Origin of the sequence: Modicisalibacter radicis, assembly GCF_900961225.1 — a bacterium.
Lineage (GTDB): Bacteria > Pseudomonadota > Gammaproteobacteria > Pseudomonadales > Halomonadaceae > Modicisalibacter.
In genome coordinates, this window is sequence record NZ_CAAHFN010000065.1 from 342,366 (window position 1) to 368,047 (window position 25,682).

General features: G+C 67.1%; 23 protein-coding genes. 1 reads left to right on the top strand and 22 read right to left on the bottom strand.

Translation table 11 applies throughout. The features are described 5' to 3' along the window. Positions 1 to 26: 26 nt before the first annotated feature. The gene (locus HR9077_RS12200) at positions 27 to 923 is read right to left on the bottom strand and encodes a prenyltransferase (RefSeq protein WP_136067255.1); all 897 of its coding nucleotides are present in this window, start codon (positions 921 to 923) and stop codon (positions 27 to 29) included. A 177-nt stretch (positions 924 to 1,100) separates the two neighbouring features. Next, on the bottom strand, positions 1,101 to 1,916 hold the full coding sequence (gene dkgB / locus HR9077_RS12205; protein ID WP_136067256.1) for a 2,5-didehydrogluconate reductase DkgB: 816 nt from the start codon (positions 1,914 to 1,916) through the stop codon (positions 1,101 to 1,103). A gap of 194 nt (positions 1,917 to 2,110) precedes the next feature. Here dkgB and HR9077_RS12210 point away from each other — a divergent pair, with 194 nt between their 5' ends. After that, entirely contained in the window at positions 2,111 to 3,232 is a 1,122-nt protein-coding gene (locus tag HR9077_RS12210) for an NAD(P)/FAD-dependent oxidoreductase (protein WP_168380940.1), read from the top strand. Positions 3,233 to 3,275: 43 nt separating this feature from the next. Here the strand turns inward: HR9077_RS12210 and HR9077_RS12215 are convergent, their stop codons facing one another. The 20 genes from HR9077_RS12215 to leuB all read right to left on the bottom strand — a co-directional run bounded on the left by HR9077_RS12215 (position 3,276) and on the right by leuB (position 25,391). Then, positions 3,276 to 4,127 carry an ABC transporter permease gene (locus HR9077_RS12215; protein WP_136067258.1) on the bottom strand — a complete coding sequence of 284 codons (852 nt, stop codon included), beginning with the start codon at positions 4,125 to 4,127 and terminating at the stop codon, positions 3,276 to 3,278. Between the two features lie 4 nt (positions 4,128 to 4,131). Beyond that, positions 4,132 to 5,385 (bottom strand): ABC transporter permease, encoded by a 1,254-nt coding sequence (locus HR9077_RS12220; protein ID WP_136067259.1) that lies wholly within the window; start codon positions 5,383 to 5,385, stop codon positions 4,132 to 4,134. Between the two features lie 72 nt (positions 5,386 to 5,457). Further along, positions 5,458 to 6,573 (bottom strand): extracellular solute-binding protein, encoded by a 1,116-nt coding sequence (locus tag HR9077_RS12225; RefSeq protein ID WP_136067260.1) that lies wholly within the window; start codon positions 6,571 to 6,573, stop codon positions 5,458 to 5,460. Positions 6,574 to 6,687: 114 nt separating this feature from the next. Beyond that, a complete protein-coding gene (locus HR9077_RS12230) occupies positions 6,688 to 7,818 on the bottom strand; it encodes an ABC transporter ATP-binding protein (RefSeq protein WP_136067261.1) in 1,131 nt (376 codons plus the stop codon). A gap of 229 nt (positions 7,819 to 8,047) precedes the next feature. Continuing rightward, positions 8,048 to 8,629, bottom strand: a complete 582-nt coding sequence (locus tag HR9077_RS12235) for a YceI family protein (protein ID WP_136067262.1) — start codon at positions 8,627 to 8,629, stop codon at positions 8,048 to 8,050. Positions 8,630 to 8,673: 44 nt separating this feature from the next. Then, on the bottom strand, positions 8,674 to 9,234 hold the full coding sequence (locus HR9077_RS12240) for a cytochrome b (RefSeq protein WP_136067263.1): 561 nt from the start codon (positions 9,232 to 9,234) through the stop codon (positions 8,674 to 8,676). A gap of 137 nt (positions 9,235 to 9,371) precedes the next feature. Next, the gene (locus HR9077_RS12245) at positions 9,372 to 10,055 is read right to left on the bottom strand and encodes a type 1 glutamine amidotransferase domain-containing protein (protein ID WP_136067264.1); all 684 of its coding nucleotides are present in this window, start codon (positions 10,053 to 10,055) and stop codon (positions 9,372 to 9,374) included. A 139-nt stretch (positions 10,056 to 10,194) separates the two neighbouring features. Further along, positions 10,195 to 11,391: an O-succinylhomoserine sulfhydrylase gene (locus tag HR9077_RS12250; protein ID WP_136067265.1), complete on the bottom strand. Its 1,197-nt coding sequence runs from the start codon at positions 11,389 to 11,391 to the stop codon at positions 10,195 to 10,197. Between the two features lie 10 nt (positions 11,392 to 11,401). Then, positions 11,402 to 12,919 (bottom strand): amidophosphoribosyltransferase, encoded by a 1,518-nt coding sequence (gene purF, locus HR9077_RS12255; protein ID WP_136067266.1) that lies wholly within the window; start codon positions 12,917 to 12,919, stop codon positions 11,402 to 11,404. A gap of 6 nt (positions 12,920 to 12,925) precedes the next feature. Then, positions 12,926 to 13,540 carry a CvpA family protein gene (locus tag HR9077_RS12260; RefSeq protein ID WP_136067267.1) on the bottom strand — a complete coding sequence of 205 codons (615 nt, stop codon included), beginning with the start codon at positions 13,538 to 13,540 and terminating at the stop codon, positions 12,926 to 12,928. Further along, the gene (locus tag HR9077_RS12265; protein WP_136067268.1) at positions 13,537 to 14,244 is read right to left on the bottom strand and encodes an SPOR domain-containing protein; all 708 of its coding nucleotides are present in this window, start codon (positions 14,242 to 14,244) and stop codon (positions 13,537 to 13,539) included. Before HR9077_RS12265 ends, HR9077_RS12260 begins: the two co-directional genes overlap by 4 nt. A gap of 21 nt (positions 14,245 to 14,265) precedes the next feature. Continuing rightward, positions 14,266 to 15,621, bottom strand: coding sequence for a bifunctional tetrahydrofolate synthase/dihydrofolate synthase (folC, locus tag HR9077_RS12270; protein ID WP_244613175.1), 1,356 nt, complete (start codon positions 15,619 to 15,621; stop codon positions 14,266 to 14,268). 12 nt (positions 15,622 to 15,633) lie between these two features. Beyond that, complete coding sequence (gene accD / locus HR9077_RS12275; RefSeq protein ID WP_136067270.1) at positions 15,634 to 16,587, bottom strand: acetyl-CoA carboxylase, carboxyltransferase subunit beta; 954 nt, start codon at positions 16,585 to 16,587, stop codon at positions 15,634 to 15,636. A gap of 84 nt (positions 16,588 to 16,671) precedes the next feature. Further along, the gene (trpA, locus tag HR9077_RS12280) at positions 16,672 to 17,475 is read right to left on the bottom strand and encodes a tryptophan synthase subunit alpha (RefSeq protein WP_136067271.1); all 804 of its coding nucleotides are present in this window, start codon (positions 17,473 to 17,475) and stop codon (positions 16,672 to 16,674) included. A gap of 61 nt (positions 17,476 to 17,536) precedes the next feature. Continuing rightward, the gene (trpB, locus tag HR9077_RS12285) at positions 17,537 to 18,751 is read right to left on the bottom strand and encodes a tryptophan synthase subunit beta (RefSeq protein WP_136067272.1); all 1,215 of its coding nucleotides are present in this window, start codon (positions 18,749 to 18,751) and stop codon (positions 17,537 to 17,539) included. Positions 18,752 to 18,778: 27 nt separating this feature from the next. Beyond that, complete coding sequence (locus HR9077_RS12290) at positions 18,779 to 19,399, bottom strand: phosphoribosylanthranilate isomerase (protein WP_136067273.1); 621 nt, start codon at positions 19,397 to 19,399, stop codon at positions 18,779 to 18,781. Between the two features lie 60 nt (positions 19,400 to 19,459). Beyond that, the gene (gene truA / locus HR9077_RS12295) at positions 19,460 to 20,395 is read right to left on the bottom strand and encodes a tRNA pseudouridine(38-40) synthase TruA (protein ID WP_136067274.1); all 936 of its coding nucleotides are present in this window, start codon (positions 20,393 to 20,395) and stop codon (positions 19,460 to 19,462) included. Positions 20,396 to 20,439: 44 nt separating this feature from the next. Next, positions 20,440 to 22,860, bottom strand: a complete 2,421-nt coding sequence (locus HR9077_RS12300) for a type IV pilus assembly protein FimV (RefSeq protein WP_136067275.1) — start codon at positions 22,858 to 22,860, stop codon at positions 20,440 to 20,442. A 204-nt stretch (positions 22,861 to 23,064) separates the two neighbouring features. Then, complete coding sequence (asd, locus tag HR9077_RS12305; RefSeq protein ID WP_136067276.1) at positions 23,065 to 24,177, bottom strand: aspartate-semialdehyde dehydrogenase; 1,113 nt, start codon at positions 24,175 to 24,177, stop codon at positions 23,065 to 23,067. Positions 24,178 to 24,311: 134 nt separating this feature from the next. Further along, positions 24,312 to 25,391 (bottom strand): 3-isopropylmalate dehydrogenase, encoded by a 1,080-nt coding sequence (gene leuB, locus HR9077_RS12310; RefSeq protein WP_136067277.1) that lies wholly within the window; start codon positions 25,389 to 25,391, stop codon positions 24,312 to 24,314. Between the last annotated feature and the right edge of the window lie 291 nt (positions 25,392 to 25,682).

Consider the following 25,682-nt stretch of genomic DNA (forward strand, 5'->3'; position numbering starts at 1 on the left):
TATCGATCTCCCGCCGCACGGCCAGACTAACGAAGTGCAAGAAAGAAGCCGGCCGACAACAGCGCGAGCGTCGCCAGCAACGTCGCGACATTGACGCCCATCACGCGCATCAGGGCCCGGCGGTCGTCCAGCGCTCGTGGCAGACGCAGAGCCACCCATAGCGCGGCGGGAAGCGTGAGCCAGGCCAGCCAGGCTCCCGCCGGCAACAGTTGGGCTGCCCGACCCATCGCGATCATCGCATAGGCCCCCAGCAGCAGCACCGCGACCCACAGCGAGGCACGCGGCAGGCCCAGCACGATGGGCAGATGACGACGACCGATGCGTCGGTCGGCCTCCACGTCGGGAAACTGGTTGATCAGCAACAGTTCACTGACCAACAGCAGCGCGACCCCCGAGCCCAGCAGCGCCATCCCGTCGACATGGCCACCCAGCGCGACCAGCGAGCCCAGCACCATGCCGGGACCGAAGCCCAATCCCGGCGCCAGCAGGCACGCCAGGGGCGAGCGGGTGAGCCAGCGCGTGTAGGCCACCATGAGGATCAAGCCCCCCAGGCCGGGAATCAGCATCGGCCAGCCACGCAGCCAGAGGAAGTAGACGCCAATCACCAAGACGGTGGCCAGCATGACCAGGGCCGTGATCAGCACGCCGGTCGCCGCCGAGGGGCTTGCGGGCAGTGCGCCGCTGCCACCGGAAAAGGGGGTCCGCTGCGTGATTGCATCGAGACCCGAGCGAAAATCCTCGTACTCGTTGAGCAGATTGACGACCGCATGGGCCAGTAGCCCGCCGATCAGCACCAGCGCCACCTCCAGGGGGTCGAGGGCGACCGGCTGACGAGCGGCAATGCTCACCCCCAGCAGTATGCAAAGCGGTGCCAATACCAGGAAGTCGGGACGGGCGGCCCGTACCACCGTGACGATCGACATGCGGATCCCCTGCCGGACAACGACCCCCGCGGGCGCATGCCCGGGGACCTGGCTTGCGGACTTCAACCGGTCAGAGCTGACGCGCCTTCCACCGGACTCGCTCATCGGCCGCAGGCGCGCCACCGGACATCATCCGGCGATGGCCCAGGGGCCCGCTGGCCCATCATCGACGCCCGCTCAAGTGTCCCACCGGGGCGCGAAGTCCGGGTTGGCGATCCGCTCGCCCACGTCCAGATGCTCGATACGCGCCATGTCGTCTTCGCTCAGGGTCAGTTCGAGCGCCGCCAGGTTGGCTCGTTGATGCTCGGGCTTGGTGGACGAGGGAATGACAGCGATGCCCTGCGCCGCGACCCAGGCCAGCGCGATCTGGGCCGGCGTGGCATCATGATCGTCGGCGATCTGCTGCAGAACCGGCTCGTTCATCACCTTGCCGACGGCGAGCGGCATGTAGCCGGTGACTTCAAGCCCCCTGGCCTGGCTGTGCGCGACCAGCCTGCGATTGGCCAGAAAGGGATGAACCTCGATCTGGTTGGTGATCAGATGCTCGCCGCCCGGCACCGATACGGCCTCGTCGAGATGCGCCATGGTGAAGTTCGAGACACCGATGTGTCGGGTAAGCCCCTTCTCGCGCGCCGCGTCGAGCGCGCCGATATATTCCGCCATGGGCACTTCGTCGTCGGGCGAAGGCCAATGGATCAACGCCAGGTCGAGCCGGTCGACGCCGAGCTTGCGACAGCTCTCCTCGAGACTGGCGATCAGATCGTCATGGCGAAAGCGATCCCACCACACCTTGGTGGTCAGGAATATCTCGTCGCGGGGCACGCCGCTCTGCCTGATGCCCTCGCCGACCGGCTGCTCGTTGTCGTAGACCTGAGCGGTATCGATATGCCGATAGCCGAGCTCGAGGGCCGACTTGACCGAATCGATGACCTGCTGGTCCTTGAGACGATAGGTACCGAAACCGATGCGCGGAATGATGCTTGACTGGGCCATGCGTAGCCTCCTTGCCTGGTCAGCTGGAGCATTTGCCGGCCAGCGGGGCCGGCAACGTATCCAGAACCTTAGGCCAGCCGCCGGGCATTTCAAGGCCGTTAGGGCTCTAACGGCAGCGAGGCCGACCCGGCCAGCCACTGCCAACTCGCGCCCGGGGGCATTAGACTAGGGCCTCTTGTCTGGCGGGGATGACGATGACGGAAACCGCGAATGTCGTGCTGGTGGGGGCCGGGCATGCCCACTTGCACGTCGCCGCCCATGCCCGGCGCCTGATCGCGCGCGGCGCGCACGTGACGCTGGTCTCACCCGGGTCGTTCTGGTATTCGGGGATGGCCACCGGCATGCTCGGCGGCGACTACCAGGCCGGCCAGGACCGGCTCGATCCGGCCGCGTTGATCGAAGCCCAGGGCGGCGAATGCGTCGCCGACCGGGTAATCGCCATCGACCGCCACCAACGCCTGGTGCAGCTTGCCGACTCGCCGCCGCTCGCCTACGACCTGTTGTCGCTGAACCTGGGCAGTCGCGTCGACCCTTCGCCGATCTTCGGCCTGTCGAGCGCCGACAATGTCTGGCCGGCAAAACCCATCTCGAACCTGTGGCGACTGCGCCAGCATCTGGAAACGGCACTCGCCGGCGACGCCGAGGCACCGCGTCTGGCCGTCATCGGCGGCGGGCCCACCGGGGTCGAGCTGGCCGCCAACCTGGTGGCGCTCCATGCACGCTATGGCCGCACACCGCACATCACCCTGGTCAGCGCCAGCGAGCGACTGTTGTCCAGCGCGCCGCGCGCTGCCAGTGCCTGGATCGAGCGACGCCTGGAACGGCGCGGGGTGAGGCTCGAGCTGGCAGTCTCGGTCGTGGGCCATCAGGACGGCGAGCTGCGCCTCGACGACGGCATGCGCCTGAACGTCGAGCATGTCGTGCTCGCCAACGGTCTGGTCGCCCCGGAACTCACCGGCGAGCTGGGCCTGAGCTGCGACTCGCGGCAGGGCCTGACCATTACCCCGGCGTTGCACAGTCCCGACGATTCGCGCATCTTCGCCGTCGGCGACTGCGCCTGGCTGCGGCAGGCCCCCTACCCCAAGCTCGGTGTGTTCGGCGTACGCCAGGCCCCGGTGCTGCTCGACAACCTCTGCGCCTGGCTCGCGGGCGAGCCGCTGCGCGACTACCGGCCCCAGCGGCGCTACCTGTCGGTACTCAACCTCGGCGACGGGCGCGGCCTGGCACTCTGGGACCGCTGGTGGTGGAAAGGACGCCTGGCGCTGAAGCTCAAGCGGCGCCTCGACCGGCGCTTCATGGCCCAGTACGGCGCTTGAAGACGGCGGGCCCGGCACATGCCGGCAGGGCCCGAGCGCATCGCTACCCCGGCGTCATGCCGCGCAGCCGCTCGCTGCGCCGGCGCAGCAACTCCAGCGTGGTCAGCAGCAGCATCGACAGCAGCACCAGCATCGTCGCCACCGCGAGGATGGTCGGGCTGATCTGCTCGCGGATCCCCGACCACATCTGTATCGGCATGGTGCGCTGCTCGGGGCCGGCGATGAACAGCACCACCACCACCTCGTCGAACGAGGTGATGAAGGCGAACAGCGCCCCCGACACCACGCCCGGCGTCACCAGCGGCAGGACCACCTTGAAGAAGGTCCGGGTAGGATTGGCGCCCAGGCTGTGGGCGGCTCGGATCAGGGTGGTGTCGAAGCTCGACAGCGTCGCGGTCACCGTGATCACCACGAAGGGGATGCCCAGGGCGGTGTGCGCGAGGATCACCCCCAGGTAGGTCTGCGCCAGATGGATCTTGGAGAAGAAGAAGAACATCGCCGCCGCCGAGATGATCAGCGGCACGATCATCGGCGAGATCAGCAGTGCCATCACCGCGCCACGCGCCGGCATGTGCCGGCTGGACAGGCCCAGCGCGGCGATCGTGCCGAGTACCGTGGCCAGAAACGTCGCGGCGATGCCGACGATGAAGCTGTTCTTGATCGAGTTGAGCCACTCGCTGGAGGTGAAGAAGTCCTGATACCAGCGCAGCGAATAGCCCTCCGGATCCAGCTGCAGCATCGCCTTGGTGAAGGTGAAATAGGGTTCGGTATTGAACGACAGGGGGATGATTATCAACAGCGGACCGATCAGGAACAGAAAGACCAACCCGCACAGCCCCAGAAAGATGTAATGCCAGATGCGTTCGCCACGCGTGGCGTAGGATGGAAGTGCCATTGCGTCACCCCAGTTTGACTTTGTCGACGCCGATAAGGCGATTGAAGACCAGGTAGCAGACCACCACGACGAACAGCAGGATCGAGGCTATCGCCGCCGCCAGCCCCCAGTTGAGCGAGGTCTGCATGTGGTAGGCGATGTAGTTGGTGATGAAACGCCCCGACTGCCCGCCGACCAGCGCCGGGGTGATGTAGTAGCCGATCGACAGGATGAACACCAGAATCCCGCCGGCGGCGATACCGGGGATCGTCAACGGGAAATACACCCGCCGAAAACACAGGAAGGGCTTGCCGCCCAGCGACCGTGCGGCATGCATGTAGCTCGGCGGGATGGTCTTCATCACCGAGTACAGCGGCAGGATCATGAACGGCAGCAGAATATGGGTCATGGCGACGATCGTGCCCAGCTTGTTGTGGATCATCTGCCATCGCGCCTCGTCGGCGATGATGCCCAGCGCCACCATCATGTCGTTGAGCACCCCCTGCGACTGCAGGATGGCGATCCAGGTTGTGGTGCGCACCAGCAACGACGTCCAGAACGGCAGCAGCACCAGGATCATCAGCAGGTTGGAGTGGCGCAGCGGCAGGTTGGCGAGCAGGAAGGCGACCGGGTAACCGAGCACCAGGGTCATCACCATGATCACCGCGCTCATCCAGAAGGTTCGCCAGAACAGCGTCACGTAGACCTGCATGTAATCGGGTACCGCGACGATCTCGCCGTCGGGGGAGTACTGACGGTCGACGGCCGCCAGGTAGTAGGACAAGGTGTAGGGCGACGACTCGCGCTTGATCACTCGCCAGGTCGCGAGTTCGCCCCAGTCGTCGTTGATGTCGATCAAGGCGGTCTTGTAGGGCGCCTCGAGCGTGTCGACACGCCGCGCGGTACCCATGATCGCCGAACGCATGCCGGATTTCTCGTAGTTGAGACGACTCGATACCAGGCCCAGGTTGCGCGCCTCGGCGCCTGCCTCGAGGTCGGCGGCCAGCGCGGCGAAGACCGGCTCGTCGGGCAGCGACGCGCCATCCCAGTCGGCCAGCGCCTGGCTGGTCTGCGGCAGGGCGGTGGAGACTTCGGGGTTGTCGACGCTGCGCCACAGCATGTCGAACAGCGGCATGAGGAAGGCGATCAGCAAAAACGCCAGTAGCGGCGACACCAGCAGCAGCGCCTTGAGTTTCGAGCGCCGCACGGCACGACGCAGGCTGGTCTTCAGCGATACGCCGTCGGCGGTCTTAAGGGGAGCGGTGGGAGATTCGGACACGCGGGCCTCTCCGGAAAGGATTCGAGCCTACCAACGAGACACGCCACCCCGGCTGGGGTGGCGTGGCGGGACTTACTGGGCCAGCCAGGCGTTGAAGCGCTGGGTCAGTTCGTCGTTGTTGTCGGCCCAGAACTCGTTGTCCTTGGGGATGGCTGTCGCGAAGTTGGGGCCGTAGGTGGGCATGTGCGGCTTCATCTCGATATCGGTGCCGGCCAGGGTGGTCACCATCTTGGCCGACGATTTGCGCGCCGGGCCATAGGAGATGTACTTGGCCTGGTCGGCCAGCCGCTGAGTATCGGTGGCGAAGTACAGGTAGTCCTTGACCTTGTCGAGCTTGCCGGTGGGCACCACCCAGCCATCGAGCTCGAACACCTGGGCGTCCCAGATGATCTCGAACGGCTGATCCTCGTTGGCCGCGGCGTTGAATATCCGGCCGTTGTACGCCGAACCGAAGGCGACTTCCTGATCGGCCAGCAGTTGCGGCGGCTGGGCGCCCTCTTCCCACCAGATCACCTGATCCTTGATGGTGTCGAGCTTGGCGAATGCCCGTGCCACGCCCTCTTCGGTCTCGAGCACATCGTAGACGTCTTCCGGCGCCACCCCGTCGGCGACCAGGGCCCACTCGAGATTGTTGATCGGCTTGCGCATCAGCGTGCGCTTGCCCGGGTAGTTCTCGAGATCGAAGACGTCGGCGATGGTGCTCGGCTGCTTGTCTTCGGGGAACATCTCGGTATTGAAGGCGACGATGTTGGAATAGACGATCGAGGGCACGAAACACTCGTCCAGCGAATCCTCGATGAAGTCTTCGCTGGGCGGCGTGCCGTCGGGCGCGTCGGCCAGCAGCGCATCGTGGTCGAGCGGTTCGATCAGCCCCTCGGCGCAGGCGATCAGGGCGTCCGCCGGCAGCATGTCGACCAGGTCCCAGGTCACGTTGCCCGCCTGCGACTGGGCGCGCAGCCCGGCCAGGGCGTTGCCGCTGCGGTCGATGTTGACGATCTCGTCGCCGGATTTTTCCATCCACGGCTCGTTATAGGCCTTCTGTTGGCTCATGCTGTAGGCTCCGCCCCAGGAGACGATGTTCAGCGTCTCGGCCTGCGCGGATACCGCCAGCGCCAGGGTGGACAGCCCGCATGCTCCCGCCACGGCGCCCTTGATCAGCGTTGCCTTGAAGAGTTTCGTGTTGTTCATGTGGTGTTTCTCCGGTTGTTGTTATCACGCGATCCTGCAATGTCCGACGAGCGGCAGCGCCACGGCGCCTGGCGACATCGCTTTGAGGTGCCCCGATTCGACGAAGGATTCGCCTCAGGCATCCAGAGCCCGGCAATCGGCGCTCGACCAGCCGATCTCGACCGTTTCCCCGGGACGCAACACGGTATGACCGTCGGCGTTGGGAGTCTTGATGATGAACTCGTCGTTGCCGCAGACCGCAAGCCGTGTGCGCAGATGATCGCCGAGGTAGATCACTTCCTGGACCTTGGCCGGGAAGCGGTTCTCGAAATCGTGGCTGCCTTCGCGTACCAGGCTGACCCGCTCGGGACGTAGCGACAACGTGGTCCGGGCGCCGGCCTCGGCGACCGCGACCGGCTTGGCGAACACCGTCTCGCCACTGTCCAGGCGTACCTTGCAGCGTTCGCCGGAAAGCTCGGTCACCTCGCCGCGCAGGCGGTTGTTCTCGCCGATGAAATAGGCGACGAAGGCATTCTCGGGCTGCTCGTAGAGGGTATCGGGCGAGGCCAGCTGCTGAACCACGCCATCGTTGAAGACAGCGATGCGATCGGACATCGTCAACGCTTCGGTCTGATCGTGGGTGACGTAGATCATGGTCACCCCCAGCTCGGCATGGATGCGCTTGATCTCGTACTGCATCTCCTCGCGCAGGTTCTTGTCCAGCGCGCCGAGCGGCTCGTCCATCAGCACCAGTTCGGGCTCGAAGACCAGCGCGCGCGCCAGTGCGACACGCTGCTGCTGGCCACCGGACAGCTGCGCCGGCCGGCGATCTCCGAACTCCTCGAGGCGGACCATCGACAGGGCGCGCTGGACCTTCTGCTTGATCTCGGCCTTGCTCAGATGGCGCACCTCGAGGGGAAAGGCCAGATTCTCGGCCACCGTCATGTGCGGGAACAGCGCATAGTTCTGAAAGACCATGCCGATACCGCGCTTGTGCGGCGGCAGGCCATTGATCGGTTCGTCCTTGAGCAGGATCTCGCCATGGGTCGGGGTTTCGAACCCCGCCATCATCATCAGGCAAGTGGTCTTGCCCGAGCCGGACGGCCCCAGCAGGGTGACGAATTCGCCCTGCCGAACGTCCAGGTTGAAGTCCTTGACCACCAGCTCGACGCCGTCGTAGCTCTTCTGGACGTTACGGAAGCGGGCAAAACACGCGCTGTCGGTCGCCGCCTGCGTCTGCGGCGCAGCTTCGAGGGTCTGGGTCATGCAGCATTACCTGTGGGTAGCCATTGTTATGGTTATCGTTTGCGTCGCTTGGCGTGCGACCCGGGGCGGGTATCGTTTTGTTACTGTTGTTGTTTTGATTTCGACATTAGAGACATGCCACGGCTTCCACAACCCCTCTAGAGGACAATAAGCGTTGAAACTCTGGCTGGCGACTGCGGAAACGAAAAGGGCGCCCGTAGGCGCCCCGCTCATGGCCGATGGCAGGCCGTCACTGGCGAATACCCTCGAAGGTGACGTACAGCTCGAGCCGATGCATCGGCTCGGGGAACTTGCTCATGTCGATGCCGTAATCGGCCAGCTCCAGCATGGTGGAGCCCTCGAAGCCTTGACGATAACCGCCCCAGGGGTCCTCGCCGCCGCCGATGTGCTCGACCTCCATGGTGATCGGCTGGGTCTGCCCGTGCAGGGTCAGGTCCCCGTTCAACTCGCCGGTACCCTCGCCGGTGGACTCGAAGCCGGTGGATTCGAAGGTCGCCTGCGGATACTCAGAGGCATTGAGGAAATCGCCGCTCAGGATGTGCTTGTCACGCTCGGCATGGGCAGTATCCAGGCTGGTCACGTCGACCGTGACATTGGCGCTCGACTCGCCGGGATTTTCCGGGTCATAGCTGAACGAACCGGTGAAGTCATCGAAGGTACCCAGGATGTAGGAATACCCCAGGTGGCTGATCTTGAACTGGATGAAAGCGTGCTGGTTCTCGCTGTCGATCTGGTAGTCCGCAGCCTGGGCCGCGGCCAGCGGCAACAGGGAGGCGGCGCCGGCCAGGGCAATGGCAGTCTTGCTCAACATGGTCGAATACTCCTGCAGTTGGACGATCGGCACCGAAGATGCCGTTACTCGGGGGGACGTTGCGCGAATCGCGGACTGAGCATGCGCACCAGGGTATCCTGGCGGTCCACGAAATGATGCTTGAAAGCCGCCAGGGTATGTCCCAGCACCAGGACCATCAGCGTCCAGGCGGCATACCAGTGAATATCGCCGGCCACGGTGGCCTGGTTGGGCAGGCCGGTTACCAGCGCCGGCACGCCGAACCAGCCGAAGACGCTGATCGCCTGCCCGTCGGCGGTGGAAATCAGATAACCGCTGATGAAGATCACCAGCATCACGGCATAGATCAATCCATGGCCGAGATGAGCGGCCAACCGCTCGAGGCGATGACCGTGAGCGCTCGGCGTGGCAGGCACGAGACGCCATAGCAGCCGCAGGATGGATACGCCCAGCACCAGCATGCCGAGCGACTTGTGGATCCAGGGGGCTCGATTATACCAGTCGTCGTAATAGCCCAACCCGGTCATCCACCAGCCGAGCGCAAACAGTCCGAGGATGGCCAGCGCGCTCAGCCAATGGACGAGGATGCTGACCAGCCCCCACCCCGATCGGGTATTACGCCACATGGACCGTCTCCGTGATGATCGCGTTCGATCAGCATAGAGACTATGACGATGCGTGGCAGCCGGCAAAGGGTTAAAGCATCATTTCCCCTGAGGAAACAATCCGCGAGAAAATCGCCCGGGCACCACTGCAGCGGTGGTCATTTCGAGAGCACCTGCAACAGCAGGCGGGCGGCCGGTGCACTGGAAGCCGGATTCTGGCCGGTAATCAACAGCCCATCGCGCAACTCGAAGGGGGCGAAGTCGTCTTCGCTGCGCTCGTAGGTCGCGCCGCGCTTGACCAGCTCATCCTGCAGCAGGTGCGGCACCACCTCGCTCAGGCCGACCGCCTCCTCCTCGCTGTTGGCAAACCCGGTGACCCGGCGTCCATCGACGATCGGCCTGCCGTCATCGCCGACCACGTTGAGCAGTACCGTCGGCGCATGGCAGACCGCGGCCACCGGCTTGTCGGCGGCAAGAAATGCCTGGATCAAGCGCTTGGAATCGGCGTTGTCGGTCAGGTCCCACAAGGGGCCATGGCCGCCGGGGTAGAAGACCGCATCGAAATCCTCGCTATTGACGGTCGATAGCGCCACGGTGTTGGCCAACTGCTGCTTGGCCGCGGGATCGTCGTCGAAACGCCGGGTGGCCTCGGTCAACGCATCCGGCTGGGTGGAAGCGGGGTCGACGGGCGGTTGCCCACCGGCCGGCGAGGCCAGCGTCAGCTCGGCGCCGGCATCCTTGAAGGCATAGTAGGGCGCGGCGAACTCCTCGAGCCAGAAACCGGTCTTGTTGCCGGTATCGCCCAGGGCATGGTGCGAGGTCAGCACCATCAGTATCTTCATGATTCCACTCCTTGGCGGGAAAACTCACTCATGCAGCATAGATGGCGATGATGCGAGCGGCTTCAAGGGCAACGCCGCGCGGACACGAAAACGCTCCGCGGGGCGGAGCGCTCATGGCAAGCGGACGGCGGCCCCCCGGCTAGACGAGCCGATCGAGGCCCCGCGCCAGGTCCCTTTCGAGGTCGACCCGCCCCTCCAGCCCCACGGCGATGCGAATCAGCCCCTCGCTGATCCCCGCGGCGGCCTTCTGCTCGTCGGAAAGACGTCCGTGGGTGGTGGTCGCGGGATGCGTGATGGTGGACTTGGCATCACCCAGGTTGCCGGTGATCGACATCAGCTGCGTGGCGTCGATCACCGACCAGGCGCCCTCACGACCGCCGACGACCTCGACCCCGAGCACCGCGCCGAAGCCCGCCTGCTGCGACCGGGCCAGGGCGTGCTGGGGATGGCTCTCCAGGCCGCTGTAGTGCACCCGGGCGACCGCCGGGTGAGCCTCGAGCCAGCGCGCCAGTGCCAGGGCGCTCTCGCAGTGGGCGCGCATGCGCAGGCCCAGCGTCTCCAGCCCCTTGAGGAAGATCCAGGCATTGAACGGGCTCATGCAGGGCCCGCAGGTGCGCACCACCCCGAACAGCTCCTCGAGCTCCTTGTCACGCCCCACCACGGCGCCGCCGATCGCCCGGCCCTGGCCATCGAGGTACTTGGTGGCGGAGTGGATCACCAGGTCCGCGCCGAGATCCAGCGGGCGCTGCAGGGCCGGGGTCAGAAAGCAGTTGTCGATCGCCAGCCAGGCGCCGTGCCGGTGAGCGATCTCGGCCAGCGCGGCGATATCGACCACTTCGGAGAGCGGATTGGACGGCGTCTCGGCGAACAGCAGCTTGGTGTCGGGAGTGATCGCCGCTTGCCACTCGTCGAGGTTGCCCAGTTCAACGTAGCGCGTGGTGATGCCGAACTTGCCCAGGTACTTGCTGAACAGACTCACCGTGGAGCCGAACAGCGAACGCGAGGCGACGATCTCGTCGCCGGCCTCGAGCAGCGCCAGCGCGGTCGAGAGAATCGCCGCCATGCCCGAGCTGGTCGCCACGCAGCGCTCGCCGCCTTCCAATGCCGCCAGGCGCTGCTCGAAGACGCGCACGGTGGGGTTGGTGAAGCGCGAGTAGATGTTGCCCGGCTCCTCGCCGCCGAACTTGCGCGCCGCCTCGGCGGCGCTGCCGTAGACGAAGCTCGAGGTCGCGAAGATCGGCTCGCTGTGCTCCTGCTCGGCACTGCGTACATGACCGGCGCGTACCGCCAGGGTGTCCAGCGACCAGGCGTCGCCGTCGAAGTCGTGTTCGTGCATCAGGCCCCCGTTAGTCGTAGTCCTCGACATCGTTGTGCAGATCGACCACCGCGTGACCGGTGCCGTCCTGGGTCTTGGCGGCATCGTTGCGCGAGGCCTCCAGCGCGGCCAGATAGTCCGCGTCGATATCCCCGGTGACGTACTCGCCGTCGAATACCGAGCAGTCGAACCGCTCGATCTGCGGATTGACCTCGCGACAGGCTGCCTTGAGGTCCTCGAGATCCTGATAGAAGATCCGGTCGGCGCCGATCAGCTCGCCGACTTCCGCCTCGCTGCGGCCGTGGGCGATCAGCTCGCTGGCCGCCGGCATGTCGATGCCGTAGACGTTGGGATAGCGCACCGGCGGCGCCGCCGAGGCGAAATAGACCTTGTTGGCCCCGGCCTCGCGGGCCATCTGGATGATCTGCTTGCAGGTCGTGCCGCGCACGATGGAGTCGTCGACCAGCAGCACGTTCTTGCCGGCGAACTCGACATCGATGGCGTTGAGCTTCTGGCGCACCGACTTCTTGCGCTGGGTCTGCCCCGGCATGATGAAGGTACGCCCGATGTAGCGGTTCTTCATGAAGCCTTCGCGGTACGTCACGCCCAGATGCTGGGCCAGCTCCAGCGCCGAGGTCCGCGACGTGTCGGGAATCGGGATCACCACGTCGATGTCGTGCTCCGGCCACTCCCGGAGAAGGCGATCGCCGAGCTTGCGCCCCATCTGCATGCGCGTGCCGTAGACATAGGCGCCGTCGAGGATCGAGTCGGGCCGCGCCAGGTAGACATGCTCGAAGATGCACGGCGCCAATAGCGGCCGGTCGGCACACAACTGGGTGTGCACCGCGCCCTGCAGGTCGACGAAGATCGCCTCGCCCGGCGCCAGGTCTCGCGCCAGTTCGAAGCCGCCGACGTCCAGCGCCACCGATTCGGAGGCGATCATCACGTCCTGGCCCTGCGGCGTCTGGCGCGAGCCGAACACCACCGGCCGGATGCCCTGCGGATCGCGGAACGCCACCATGCCGAAGCCGTTGATCATCGCCACCGCGGCATAGCCGCCCCGGCAACGGCGATGCACGCGACGCACCGCGTCGAAGATGTCCTCGGGGTTCAGGTGGTGCCCCTGCTTGCCCAGTTCGTGGGCGAAGACGTTGAGCAGCACCTCGGAGTCCGAACTGGTATTGATGTGACGCAGGTCGGTGGTATAGAGCTCCTGCTTGAGCTGGTCCGAGTTGGTCAGGTTGCCGTTGTGCGCCAACGCCAGGCCGTAGGGCGAGTTGACGTAGAACGGCTGCGACTCGGCCTCACTCGACGAGCCCGCGGTCGGGTAGCGCACATGGCCGATGCCCAGGTGGCCCTTGAGACGCGTCATGTGCCGGGTGTGGAATACGTCGCGCACCAGTCCATTGCTCTTGCGCAGCAGGAAGCGTCCTTCATGCCAGGTCATCATTCCGGCGGCGTCCTGCCCCCGGTGCTGAAGCACCGTCAGTGCATCATAAAGCGCCTGATTGACCGGCTGGGTGGCCATGAGGCCCACGATACCGCACATTCCGCCTTACCTCGTTTGCAATGGACCCGCAGCGCCCGAGGCCTCGGACGCCCGTGAAAGACCGCCGGTATCCGGCAGGCCCGTGTTATGCCGATCGACCGGCAGCGACAAGGCACGAATCTCGTCGAGCTTTTCCGGGTTGCGCTGCTGCCAGTCGACGAAACGCGCCACCGCCCAGTCGCGCAGCTCTTCGAACGTCGGTCGCAGCTGCGCCTGCTGCCAGGACTGCAGCTGCATCAATGGCGTCAGGCTGATCAATACCGTCGCCAGCACCAGGATCGCACCGCCGCGCAGCACGCCGAACCCGGCCCCGGCCAGGCGATTGAAGAAGCCCATGCCAACCCACTCGATGGCCGCCTGAACACCGCGAATCACCAGCCCGCAGAGCAGGATCACCACGAAGATCACCGCCACGAACGCCACCACCAGGCGCACGTCGGGGCTGTCGATCCAGCCACCGAGCCGCTCGGCCAGCGGCGGCGCCAGCCACCGCGAGGCCAGCAGCGCGACGATCCAGGCCCCCAGGCCCAGCGCCTCGCGGACCAGCCCGCGCATGAAGCCCGCCAGCATCGATGCGGCCAGGACGGCCAGAAACAGCCAGTCCAGCCAGGTGAAGGTCATTCGCCCTCCTGCACCCGGATCAGCAGCCCCTGGATGTTGGCCCGCTCCTTGAGCGCGGTGCGCGCCTGCTCGCCGTCGTCCGAACTGGCGAACGGCCCCACGTAGACCGTCGTCAGGTTATTGTCCCGCGGCCGGCTGTAAGCCTCGAAGCCCTGCTCGTCGAGCTGCTTCTCGAGGCGCGCCGCGTTGTCCGGTTGACCGAAGCTACCCACCTGCACCGCCCAGTTGCCGTTCTCGGCGACCGCCGGGGCGCTGGTCCGTGCGTCATCGGCGCTCGCCGGCGCGCCGGACTCGCCCTGCTGACCGCCCTGCCCGGCACGCTGGGCCAGTTCGGCGATCGGATCGGGGCGCGGCGCATCCGGCTCGGCAGGCGAGTCGCGATTTTCCGGGGGTGGGCCCGAAGCGACCTGCCCGGCCTCATTCGCCTCGGGCCGGGTATCGCTGGCCTGGCCAGCATCGGGCTGGGCATCGTCCGCCGGCGACTGGCGCGGCGCCTGCGGCGACTGGATTTCACCCAGGCTCGCGGGGCGCTCGGGCGCCTCGACGGGAGTCTGCTCGACATCGATCGGCTGCTCGATGGTGAGCACCGGCTCCGGGCGGTCTTCGCGCGCCGGCGGATCGTCGAACAGCATGGGAATGAAGATCACCCCCAGGGCCAGAAGAATCACGGCGCCGCTGACGCGTTCGCGCATTCCGTACTTCATGTCACTCTCCTAGCGAATCCTCTAACGGCCATGCCGAGCGCTTCCGGCCTCGATTCCGGCTTCGCCACGGCTTTCCCGGGCGGCGTGCCAGCCGAGCACCTCGGCCACGGTATAGAAGGAACCACAGACCAACACTTCGTCGTCGGCCGCGAGCCTCGCCGCCAGCCAGGTGGCACCGGCCGCCGGCGAATCGGCGCGCTGCAGCACCGTCGCGCCATGCGCCGTGAGCTGCTCGGCCAGTTCCCCGGCGCTGCGCGCGCGCGGACCCTCGAGGCTGACCGTGACCCAGGCGTCCACCTGCGAGGATAGCGCCTCCAGCACGCCCTGCGCATCCTTGTCGCGCAGCATGCCAAGCAGCGCGATCCGCCGCGCCGGACGCCGCCGTTCGGCGAGCCGGGCCGCCAGGTAGCCCGCCGCATGGGGATTGTGGGCGACGTCCAGGCACCAGTTGCCGAGCCACTGCATGCGCCCGGCCAGCGTGACCTCGGCCAGGGCCCGACGACAGGCGGAAGGCTCCAGCGCGACACCCGCCAGCGCCAGCGCCTGGAGCGCCAGCGCCGCGTTGTCCAGCGGCAGGTCCGGAACCGGCAGTCGATCCAGCCGGCATGCCCGGGCTTGGTGATCGACGCCCCGCCACTGCCATACTTCGCCATCGGGCGCAGGGGCAGGCGTCGTGCGCTTGAAGTCCCGCCCCAGGCGCCACGCCAGAGCTCCACAGGCCTCGGCGGCGGCGAACACGCTCGCCGGCAGGTCGTGCCCGAGCACCGCCGGCCGAGAGCCACGCAGGATACCCGCCTTCTCGCGGCCGATGGCGCTCAGGTCGGTGCCCAGGTAGTCGGCGTGATCGAGCGCCACGCTGGTGATCACGGCGACATCCGGATCGACGACGTTGACCGCGTCGAGCCGCCCCCCCAGACCGACCTCGAGGATCGCCACGTCGGGGCGATGCCTGGCGATCGCCCACAACGCGGCCAGCGTGCCGACCTCGAAATAGGTCAAACTGACCGGCTCGGGAGCCAGGCGGGCGGCCTCGACGCGTTCGAAGCCGGCGACCAGCAAGGCATCGTCGGCCTCGCGGCCGTCGAGGCGCAGGCGTTCGTTGTAGCGCAGCAGATGGGGCGAGGTGTAGGCCGCCGTCGAGCGCCCGTGAGCGCCGGCCAGTGACTCGAGCATGGCCACCGTCGAGCCCTTGCCGTTGGTCCCGGCGACGCTGATCAGCGCTCCGGCGATCGGCGATCCGGTCAAGCCCAGCCGCTCGGCGACGAGGGCCACGCGCTCGAGCCCCAGGTCGATAGCCACCGGGTGCTGGCGCTCGAGCCGCGCCAACCAGGCCTCGAGGGAACGCTCTCGAGCGGACGCGCTGGCGGGGTCAGGCACGGTCCGGCTCATTCAGCGACGGTCATCCAGCGATTCGTCGTCGACCAGCGGACCGGCCTCGCCATCGGCCGCGTGTTCGCCATCCAGGGGCTCGTCCTCGCGCGGCGGCAGGGCGTGGTGGGTCAGCTTGCGCAGCACCCCGAGGAGCCGCTCGCGCATCTCCGTACGGTGCACGATCATGTCGACGGTACCGTGCTCGAGCAGGAACTCGCTGCGCTGGAAGCCTTCCGGCAACTGTTCGCGCACGGTCTGCTCGATGACCCGCGGGCCGGCAAAGCCGATCAGCGCATTGGGCTCGGCCACGTTGAGATCGCCGAGCATCGCCAGCGACGCCGAGACGCCGCCGAACACCGGATCGGTGAGCACCGAGATGTAGGGCACCCCGGCCTGCTTCAAGCGTTCGAGCGCGGCCGAGGTCTTGGCCATCTGCATCAGCGAGAAAAGCGCTTCCTGCATGCGCGCCCCGCCGGAGGCGGCGAAGCACACCAGCGGCACGCCCTCTTCAAGCGCGACGGTCGCGGCGCGCACGAACTTCTCGCCGACCACCGCGCCCATCGAGCCGCCCATGAAGGTGAACTCGAAGGCCACGGCCACCACCGGCAGGCCGTCGAGCGAGCCACGCATGGCGATCAGCGCATCGTTCTCGTCGGTCTCCTTCTGGGCGGCCGCCAGGCGGTCCTTGTACTTCTTGGAGTCGCGGAACTTGAGGCGATCGACGGGCTGCAGCTCGGCGGCGATCTCCTCGCGGCCCTCGCTGTCGAGGAACCAGTCGAGGCGCTTGCGGGCCGTCAGGCGCAAGTGATGGTCGCACTTGGGGCAGACGTTGTGATGTTTCTCAAGCTCGGGGAGGTAGAGCACCCCGTCGCACTTGGGACACTTGCGCCACAGGCCGTCGGGCACGCTGGTGCGACGATCCTTGCGCTGAACGCGTCCCATGGACGGCACGATCTTGTCTAGCCAGCTCATGGTCGGGAGGTATCCATTCTGCTGCGGTCACTGGGCCCGGCGCTAGGCCGGGCCCGACGAATGCGCGTGAAGGGCCACTGGGGCTCAGTCATCGAGCGCCTGACGCATCTCGCCGAGCACTTCCTCGAGCGCCTCGGCGATGGTCTCGGGCCGCTCGGCACGCTCGGCGATACGCGATACCAGGGCACTGCCGACGATCACGCCGTCGGCGATGCGCCCCACGGCGGCGGCCGAAGCACCGTCGCGAATGCCGAAGCCGACGCACAGCGGCAGTTCGGTCAACTCGCGCAGGCCGCGCAACTGACGCTCGACGCCCTCGACGTCGAGCGTGGCGGCACCGGTCACCCCCTTGAGGGAAACGTAGTACAGGTAGCCCTCGCCGTGGGCGCATATTGTAGCGGCACGCGAGCGCGAGGTGGTAGGGGCGACCAGAAAGATCGACTGCAGGCCGTGCGTCCTGAACAGCGGCGCGAGCTCGTCGCTCTCTTCCGGCGGCATGTCGACGACCAGCACGCCATCGACGCCGGCGGCGGCGGCCTGTTCGGCGAAGGCGGCGTGGCCGAGGCGCTCGATGGGATTGAGATAGCCCATCAGCACCACCGGCGTCTCGGCGTCGTCGCGGCGGAACTCGGCGACCATCGAGAAGATGTCGGTCAGCCGGGTCCGCGCCCTGAGCGCGCGCTCGCAGGCCTTCTGGATCACCGGCCCGTCGGCCATCGGGTCCGAGAACGGCATCCCCAGCTCGATGACGTCGGCACCCGCCGCCACCAGCGCGTGCATGAAGCCCACCGTGTGCTGCGGCCCCGGATCGCCGGCGGTGATGTAGGGAATCAGCGCGGTGCGGCCCTGCTCCTTGAGGGCGGCGAAACGTTGGTCGATACGGTTCATTATCTTCTTTCCCTCAAAGGCGGAAGTTCAAAGCAGCGAACGAAGGATTTGAACGCCGCCTTCAGAATTCGACGCCATCGATCTTGGCCACGGTCAGAATATCCTTGTCGCCGCGCCCGGACAGGTTGACCACGATGTGCTGGTCGGGCGCCATGGTCGGCGCCAGGACCTTGGCGTAGGCCAGCGCATGCGCCGACTCCAGCGCCGGCATAATGCCTTCCATGTGGGTGAGCTCGCGAAACGCCTCGAGCACCTTGTCGTCGTTGGCGGCCACGTACTGGACGCGGCCGACATCCTTCCACAGCGCGTGCTCCGGACCCACGCCCGGGTAGTCGAGCCCTGCCGAGATCGAATGCGTCTCGAGCACCTGGCCGCTGTCGTCCGACATCAGGTAGGTGCGGTTGCCGTGCAGCACGCCGGCCGGCGCGTTGGCGGTCAGCGGCGCCGCGTGACGCCCGGTATCGACACCGTCGCCGCCGGCCTCGACGCCGTACATCGCCACCTCGGCGTCCTCCACGAACGGATAGAACAGCCCCATGGCGTTGGAACCGCCGCCGACGCAGGCGATCAGCGCGTCGGGCAACCGGCCGATCTGCTCGAGCGACTGCCTGCGCGCCTCGCGACCGACCACCGCGTTGAAGTCGCGCACCAGCATCGGGTACGGGTGCGGCCCGGCCACGGTGCCGATGATGTAGAAGGTGTCGTCGACGTTGGTCACCCAGTCGCGCAATGCCTCGTTCATGGCGTCCTTGAGGGTCCGCGAGCCGGACTCGACCGGGATCACGTTGGCGCCGAGCAGGTGCATGCGGTAGACGTTGAGCTTCTGGCGCTGAACGTCCTCGGCGCCCATGTAGACGTCGCACTGCAGGCCCAGCCGCGCGGCGACCGTGGCCGTGGCGACGCCGTGCTGACCGGCGCCGGTCTCGGCGATCACCCGCGGCTTGCCACTCTTCTTGGCGAGCAGCGCCTGGCCGATGGTGTTGTTCACCTTGTGCGCGCCGGTGTGGTTGAGATCCTCGCGCTTGAGCCAGATCTGTGCGCCGCCGAGCTGGCGGGACCACCGCTGCGCGTGATACAGCGGCGACGGACGACCTACGTAGGTCGCCAGGTCACGATCGAATTCCGCCTGGAAATCGGCATCGTCGCGAAGGCTCGCATAGGCCTTCTCGAGATCCTCCAGCGCGAAGCTCAGGGTCTCCGAAACGAACCGGCCGCCGTACGGGCCGAAATGGCCGCGGGCATCGGGCAGCCGGGTCAGGTCGCTGAACGTGGTCACGAAAGACACCTCACAGGGTCGCTTGGCTTAGGATTCTGGGATCAGGTTCACGTGTTCGGTGAAGGCATGCAGCTTGGCGGGGTCCTTGATGCCACGGGCGGCCTCGACGCCACCGGAAACGTCGACGGCAAAGGGCCGGACACGGCGCACCGCCTCGCCGACATTGTCGGGCGTCAAGCCTCCAGCGAGGATAACAGGTTTTGCCAGGTTTGCGGGGATCCGCGACCAGTCGAAAACCTCGCCGGTGCCGCCCGGCACGCCCGGCCGATAGGCATCGAGCAGCAGCGCACGGGCCTCGCGATAGGCTTCGGCGGCGGCGTGCAGGTCGATACCCTCGCGCATGCGCAGTGCCTTGACCCAGGCGAGGGGCGCCCGGCGGCACGCCTCGGGCGACTCGTCGCCGTGAAACTGGATCAGATCCAGGTACGGGGTGCAGCGGCGGATGAACTCGTCATCCTGGTCGACGAACAGCCCGACCCGGGTGACGAAGGCCGGCACCCGCGCCGCCAGCCGGGCGAGGTGCCCGGGATCGAGCGCCCGCGCGCTGCCCGGCCAGAGCACGAAGCCCAGCGCATCGGCACCCGCCGCCACGGCGGCGTCGATATCCTCTTCCCGCGTCAAGCCGCAGATTTTTACCCGTGTGCGCATGGTGGGTCTCCTGGATCCCCGGGCCAGCCTGCTCGGTGCCGGCCGGGCCTGGTTACAAGGTCAGCCGCTGGCGGCATCGAGGCTGGCCGGATGCCGCGCCCCCGGCAGGCCACGCCGATAGCGCACCATCGGCGAATCCGGCAGCCCGCGCTCGCCGCTCCACTCGCCGAGAAAACCCAGCATGCTGGGCCCCAGCGGTTCTCGAGGCAGCTCGAAGCGCTCGTCGTAGATCGAGTCGACGAAGTGCAGACCACACCCCGGGGCGGTGACATTGCCCAGGGTCCGGTCGCGCAGCGTCAGCAGGTGCCCCAGATAGCCGACCTGTTCATCGCCACGCCCGACGGCGACCAGCGCCCCGGCGATGTTGCGGATCATGTGATGCAGAAAGGCATTGGCCTGGATATCGATGACCACCAGCGTGCCGTAACGCTTGACCTCGATGAAATGCACGTGGCGGGTCGCCGACTTCGACTGGCAGCCGGCGGCGCGAAAGCTCGAGAAGTCATGCTCGCCGACCAGCTCCTGGGCGGCGGCGTGCATGCGCTCGGCGTCCAGTGGCTCGCGACACCAGGTGGCGTTGGCACGCTCTAGCACCGGGCGGCTGGGCTGGTTGAGTATCACGTAGCGATAGCGCCGCGCCAGCGCCAGGAACCGGGCATGGAAGTCATCGGCCACCGGCGCCACCCAGCGCACCGCGATATCGCGCGGCAGATTGGCGTTGGCGCCATAGACCCAGGCCTTGGTCGAACGCGGTGCCGGCGCATCGAAGTGCACGATCTGGCGCGTGGCGTGAACGCCGCTGTCGGTACGCCCGCTGCAGTGCACCTGGACCGGTGCCGCCGCGACCCGACCGAGCGCCGCTTCGAGCGATTCCTGTACCGACGGCGCCTGCTTCAGGCGCTGCCAGCCGCAGTAATGCGTGCCGTCGTATTCGACCGCCATGGCCAGGCGGCCTTCGAGGCGCTGATGATCATCGAGAAACTCGAAAAGAGGCATCGACTTCCGTCAGGTTGAACCACCTGGACCGCGAGTCTACGGGTCTACAGGCGGTGGCGTTCGATCAACACCCGCGCTTCAGCGGCAACCGGCGTCCCTTCCTCTTCCAGCAGTGGATCGAGCAGCTCGCGAGCCGCCTCGCGCTCGCCGCGGTCGAGACGCTGGCGGGCATGATCCAGTTGTGCTGCGGCGTTGGCGGACGCCGGACCCGCCGGCGAAGCGTGGTTCGTGGAGCGCTCATTATCCAGATCGAGTGGATCGAACGCCACCTCTTCGACGATCCAGCCGCTCGCATCATCGGTCGATGGCGACTCGCCACGGGCCGCGGGCCGCTCATCGGCGAGCGTGGCATGATCGTCATCGATCTCGGACGGGGCATCGTCGAACCCCAGCGGGTCGTCGGGAAAGTCGACCACCGGCTGGGCCAGTTCCGCCGCGCGCGGTTCGGGCTCGGCGTCGAGACTCGGCGGCCGGTAATCGATGACGCGCCCCGCCTCCGGGTCCTCGGCCAAGGTCGCATCGGCCAGCGCCGATGGCGCAACCTCATCATCGGCCTCCCCTGAGAGCGGCTCGGGGTGCCCCTCGGCGGACGGTGACTCGTCGGGGCCGGGAGCCGACGCATCCGGCTCGGCGACGTCGCGCGACTCGGCGGCCGGCACCTGGCCAGTCGTGGGCACAGCGCGTTCCGACCCAGGTACCGTCGGGCTGGCGGGCATCAGCCGCGCGAGGGTTTCACGCGCCTCGGCGCGCTGCTGTTCGTCGCCGTGCGCATCGAGATAGGCGGCCTCCTGCTCGGCGGCGTCATGATCGCCCAGCGCCACGCAGGCGGTGAGCAGCTTGACCCGCAAGTCGTGACGCCCGGGATCAGCGGCGAGACTCTGCACCAGTCGTTCGCGGGCCTGGTCGTAACGACCGTAGGCGAGATAAATTTCGGCCTCGCTGACGGTTTCCGCCTCGGGGGCCGAATCGGACGGCGACTGGCTCGAGGCGGTCGCGGCGGCCGGCGACTCTGGCGAGACCGCAGGCGACGCCGGGATGGGGCCGGCCGAGGTTTCGCGCCCGGCCATCGCCGGCTCGTTGCGTCCCGGCATGGCTCCACCCATGGCAGTATAGCGCGACGCCGGGGCGGCATCCTCCTCGGCATGCCGCGCACGCCGCCGCACGACCAGCCACAGGGCCAGCAGCAGCGCCAGCGCCGCGGCGGCGAGCGGCACCGCGTTATCGCCGAACCAGCGCCAGGCAGCCTGACCCAACGTCTCGACGGGCGGCCGAGCCCGTTCCGGCGTGCCCTCCTCCGCCTGAGCCCCGACCGGCCGCGAGTCACCAGCCGCCGCCTGCCGGGCCGCCGACAGGCCCTCCAGCTGCTCGCGCAGGGCGTCGACCTCTTCGCTCAGGGTGCCGACCTGACCGGCCAGCTGGTCGCGTTGCTCATGCGCCCGCTCCAGGGCCCGGCGGGTGTCGGCGAGCTGCGCCTCGAGCCCGGCCAGCCGTTCGCGGGCCTCGGTCGGGAGCGACGCCGCGCCCGCGTCGGCCCCGTCCGCGGCCTGAGGCGCGTCGAGGGGCCTGTCGTTGAGCAGCGTCAACCGCGACGGGTCCTGCCCCTGGTCGGTTCGGGCGCCGCTCGCGTTCTCCACGCCACCCTCCGCTCCCATGCGGGTAGCGACAGTTCCATCGGCAGCCTCGCTGTCGCCGGCTTCGCCGTCGCGCTGCGCCTGCCACAGGCGATTCTGTTGCTCGACACGCCGGCCGGCATCGTCGTCGCTGGCGAGTATCGCCTGCCGATCGGGCACGTCGAGCGTCGCACCGGCGCGCAAGCGGTTGATGTTGCCGCCGGGAAACGCCTCGGGGTTGGCCTGCTGCAGGGCCAGCATCATGCGTTCGATGCCAACCCCCTCGGGGCGCACGCGATCGGCCAGCACCCATAGCGTATCGCCACTGGCGACACGGATCCGCCCCGCCGCGGCGGACTCGCGGCGCGCGATCGTCGGCCCGGGCGACGGTTCCGCCGTTTCGGCCCGCGCTGGCCGATCCAGCGACCGAGCCGATTCCGATTGCAACGCCGGCATCTGCGCATAGCCCGGCGGATCGAGCAACAGGGTGACTTCCTGACGCTGCCGGCCGCCCGGCCACTCGAGGGTCAACAGCAGGTTGAGATAGGGTTCGTGCACCGCCTGCGAGGTGCTCAGCATCACCGTCAGGCCGCCGGGCCCGCGGGAGATTGCGGCGTTCACGCTTTCCACCAGGGTGGTCCGCGGGATGCCTGCCTCGGCAAAGGCATCGGCCGAGGCAAGGCGTGCCTTGATCAGCGAGGGATCGAGCCCGCCGATATCGGTGAGCGGCAAGCTGGCCTGCAACGGCGCGTCGAGCGTGGATTCGACCCGTGGAGCCGCCATCCCCAGGGCCAGCGCCATGGGGCTGGCCACCAGCAACGACAATAGCGTGCCCCAGGATAGTGTGCGTCTCATCGATGTTCCCCGCGTCGGGCGCCGCGCCACCCCCGCATGAGTGATGACGTCATTTGTTTGGCTCACTTACCGCTCATTCCTACTTACCATAAATCTGCTCACCGAGGCAGGGCATGGGACAAGCGACGACAGATTCTCTCGCCGCCAACGCAACGACGCCTCCCGAAGGAGGCGTCGCGGTACGATTCGCCATGCTGTGGGCACCTAGCGTTCGCGCAGAATCGCCAGCATCCGCTTGAGCGGTTCGGCGGCACCCCACAGGAGCTGGTCGCCGACCGAGAAGGCGGTCAGGTACTCACCGCCCATCGCCAGCTTGCGCAGGCGCCCCACCGGCACGTTCATGGTGCCGGTGACCGCCGCCGGCGTCAGCTCGCGCAGGGTGGCTTCCTTCTCGTTGGGAACCACCTTGACCCAGTCGTTGTGCCTGGCGATGCGATCCTCTATCTCATCCATCGGCACATCGCGCTTCAACTTGATGGTGAACGCCTGGCTGTGCGAGCGCATCGCGCCGATTCGCACGCACAGACCGTCGATGGGGATCGGATTGGCGCCGTGGCCGAGGATCTTGTTGCTCTCGACACCGCCCTTCCACTCTTCCTTGCTCTGGCCGTTGTCCATCGCCTTGTCGATCCACGGCAACAGGCCGCCGGCCAGCGGCGCGCCGAAGTTCTCGACCGGAAAGCCCTCGCCGCGCATCGCCTCGGAGACCTTGCGATCGATATCGAGGATCGCGCTGGCGGGATCCTCGAGCTCGTGCTGCACGCTGTCGCGCAGCGAGCCCATCTGGCTGAGCAGCTCGCGCATGTGCTTGGCGCCGGAACCGGAAGCCGCCTGGTAGGTCATCGAGGTCATCCACTCGATCAGGTCGGCGTCGAACAGCCCGCCCAGCCCCATCAGCATCAGGCTGACGGTACAGTTGCCGCCGACGAAGGTACGGGTGCCGCGGTCGAGCTGGGCATCGATCACGTGACGGTTGACCGGATCGAGGACGATGGTCGCATCGTCGCTCATGCGCAGCGTGCTGGCGGCGTCCAGCCAGTAGCCCTTCCAGCCGGACTCGCGCAGCGGCTGGTAGACCTCGCCGGTGTAGTCGCCGCCCTGGCAGGTGACCACGACGTCGAGCGCCTTGAGCGCCTCGAGGTCGAAGGCATCCTTGAGCGGCGGCACCTCGACGCCGACATCGGGGCCCGGCTTGCCGACCTGCGACGTGGTGAAGAACACCGGCTCGATACCGGTGAAGTCATCGGTCTCGCGCATGCGGTGCATGAGCACGGAGCCGACCATGCCTCGCCAACCCACAAATCCGACTTTCAACATGAAAACGGTCCTCCTCGTGTTCGGTAACCTATGTGCTGTGACTTACCCGGGATTCCGGACAAAACGGCTGGTGAATAAACGCCATTCTAACAAATCAGCCCCAGGCCTGCCTCGCCGCCCCGCTCGGGCCCTGGCTAGCCTTCGTGAAAAGCCGTCACCACGGCGTCGCCCATCTCGGCGGTGGTCACCTGCCGCGTGCCCGGGTAGGCGATGTCGGCGGTGCGCAGGCCCTGGTCGAGCACCCGGCCCACGGCGCGCTCGATGCGCAGCGCCAGGGCGTTCTCGTCGAGGCTGTAGCGCAGCATCATGGCCACCGAGAGGATCGTCGCCAGTGGGTTGGCCAGGCCTTGTCCGGCGATGTCCGGCGCGCTGCCGTGGCAGGGTTCGTACATGCCCTGGCCGTGTTCGTTGAGCGACGCCGAGGGCAGCATGCCGATCGAGCCGGTGAGCATCGCCGCGGCATCGGAGAGGATGTCGCCGAACATGTTGCCGGTGACGATCACGTCGAACTGCTTGGGCGCGCGCACCAGCTGCATGGCGGCGTTGTCGACGTACATGTGCGACAGCTCGACGTCGGGGTACTCCGGCGCCAGGCGGTTGATCACCTCGCGCCACAGCATGGTGACCTCGAGCACGTTGGCCTTGTCGACGCTGCACAGCCGCTTGCCGCGCTTTTGTGCCATCTCGAAGGCCACCCGGCCGATGCGCTCGATCTCGGCCTCGGAATAGACGTAGGTGTTGAAGCCCACGCGCTGGCCGTCGCGCTGTTCGATGCCGCGCGGCTGGCCGAAGTAGATGCCGCCGGTGAGTTCGCGGACGATCATGATGTCGAGCCCGGAGACGATCTCGGGCTTGAGGCTCGAGGCCTCGGCGAGCTGCGGGTAGAGAATCGCCGGGCGCAGGTTGCCGAACAGGTTGAGCTCCTTGCGCAGGCCCAGCAGGCCCTTCTCGGGGCGCTTGGCGATATCCTCCAGGGCGTCCCACCTGGGGCCGCCGACGGCGCCCAGCAGCACCGCGTCGGCCGCCCTGGCCTTGCTCAGCGTATCGGCCGGCAGCGGCTCACCGGTGGCATCGTAGCCGGCACCGCCGACCAGCCCCTCCTCGAGGGTCACGTCGAGGCCCTGCGCGCGGCAGACATCGAGCACCTTGACCGCCTCGGCGGTGATTTCCGGGCCGATGCCATCGCCCGGCAGAACGAGAATCTTGCGACTCATGAGCGTTTCCTAGCGTACCCGGCCTCCTGCGAGGCCGCGGATTCGTGAACAAGGGCTATCGTGGATGACAGTCGAACGCGAGGCTGCCCGGCGACAGGTCTTCGAGGAGGCGCTGTGAACCCATCCGTGGGCGCTACATTTGCCATCCATGGCAAATGACCTCCTCTTCGACCTGTCCCCAGCGCCTCTCGCTCACGTCGATAATTGCAACCCTCCTAATTCGTATAGAGGCGCTTTCCCTGCGCGCCCGCCCGTTGGCGGTATCCCTTTTTGCGTCCAGCGTTGTGGTTG

What these genes read in the sequence shown, in the direction of transcription:
- HR9077_RS12245 (WP_136067264.1), bottom strand. Translation starts at nt 10,055, where the DNA reads ATGAAGATACTGATGGTGCTGACCTCGCACCATGCCCTGGGCGATACC.
- accD (WP_136067270.1), bottom strand. Translation starts at nt 16,587, where the DNA reads ATGAGCTGGCTAGACAAGATCGTGCCGTCCATGGGACGCGTTCAGCGC.
- HR9077_RS12215 (WP_136067258.1), bottom strand. Translation starts at nt 4,127, where the DNA reads ATGGCACTTCCATCCTACGCCACGCGTGGCGAACGCATCTGGCATTAC.
- HR9077_RS12300 (WP_136067275.1), bottom strand. Translation starts at nt 22,860, where the DNA reads ATGAGACGCACACTATCCTGGGGCACGCTATTGTCGTTGCTGGTGGCC.
- HR9077_RS12250 (WP_136067265.1), bottom strand. Translation starts at nt 11,391, where the DNA reads ATGCACGAACACGACTTCGACGGCGACGCCTGGTCGCTGGACACCCTG.
- HR9077_RS12290 (WP_136067273.1), bottom strand. Translation starts at nt 19,399, where the DNA reads ATGCGCACACGGGTAAAAATCTGCGGCTTGACGCGGGAAGAGGATATC.
- HR9077_RS12200 (WP_136067255.1), bottom strand. Translation starts at nt 923, where the DNA reads ATGTCGATCGTCACGGTGGTACGGGCCGCCCGTCCCGACTTCCTGGTA.
- HR9077_RS12210 (WP_168380940.1), top strand. Translation starts at nt 2,111, where the DNA reads ATGACGGAAACCGCGAATGTCGTGCTGGTGGGGGCCGGGCATGCCCAC.
- leuB (WP_136067277.1), bottom strand. Translation starts at nt 25,391, where the DNA reads ATGAGTCGCAAGATTCTCGTTCTGCCGGGCGATGGCATCGGCCCGGAA.
- HR9077_RS12265 (WP_136067268.1), bottom strand. Translation starts at nt 14,244, where the DNA reads ATGAAGTACGGAATGCGCGAACGCGTCAGCGGCGCCGTGATTCTTCTG.
- HR9077_RS12225 (WP_136067260.1), bottom strand. Translation starts at nt 6,573, where the DNA reads ATGAACAACACGAAACTCTTCAAGGCAACGCTGATCAAGGGCGCCGTG.
- dkgB (WP_136067256.1), bottom strand. Translation starts at nt 1,916, where the DNA reads ATGGCCCAGTCAAGCATCATTCCGCGCATCGGTTTCGGTACCTATCGT.
- HR9077_RS12230 (WP_136067261.1), bottom strand. Translation starts at nt 7,818, where the DNA reads ATGACCCAGACCCTCGAAGCTGCGCCGCAGACGCAGGCGGCGACCGAC.
- asd (WP_136067276.1), bottom strand. Translation starts at nt 24,177, where the DNA reads ATGTTGAAAGTCGGATTTGTGGGTTGGCGAGGCATGGTCGGCTCCGTG.
- HR9077_RS12260 (WP_136067267.1), bottom strand. Translation starts at nt 13,540, where the DNA reads ATGACCTTCACCTGGCTGGACTGGCTGTTTCTGGCCGTCCTGGCCGCA.
- purF (WP_136067266.1), bottom strand. Translation starts at nt 12,919, where the DNA reads ATGTGCGGTATCGTGGGCCTCATGGCCACCCAGCCGGTCAATCAGGCG.
- HR9077_RS12240 (WP_136067263.1), bottom strand. Translation starts at nt 9,234, where the DNA reads ATGTGGCGTAATACCCGATCGGGGTGGGGGCTGGTCAGCATCCTCGTC.
- HR9077_RS12235 (WP_136067262.1), bottom strand. Translation starts at nt 8,629, where the DNA reads ATGTTGAGCAAGACTGCCATTGCCCTGGCCGGCGCCGCCTCCCTGTTG.
- trpA (WP_136067271.1), bottom strand. Translation starts at nt 17,475, where the DNA reads ATGAACCGTATCGACCAACGTTTCGCCGCCCTCAAGGAGCAGGGCCGC.
- truA (WP_136067274.1), bottom strand. Translation starts at nt 20,395, where the DNA reads ATGCCTCTTTTCGAGTTTCTCGATGATCATCAGCGCCTCGAAGGCCGC.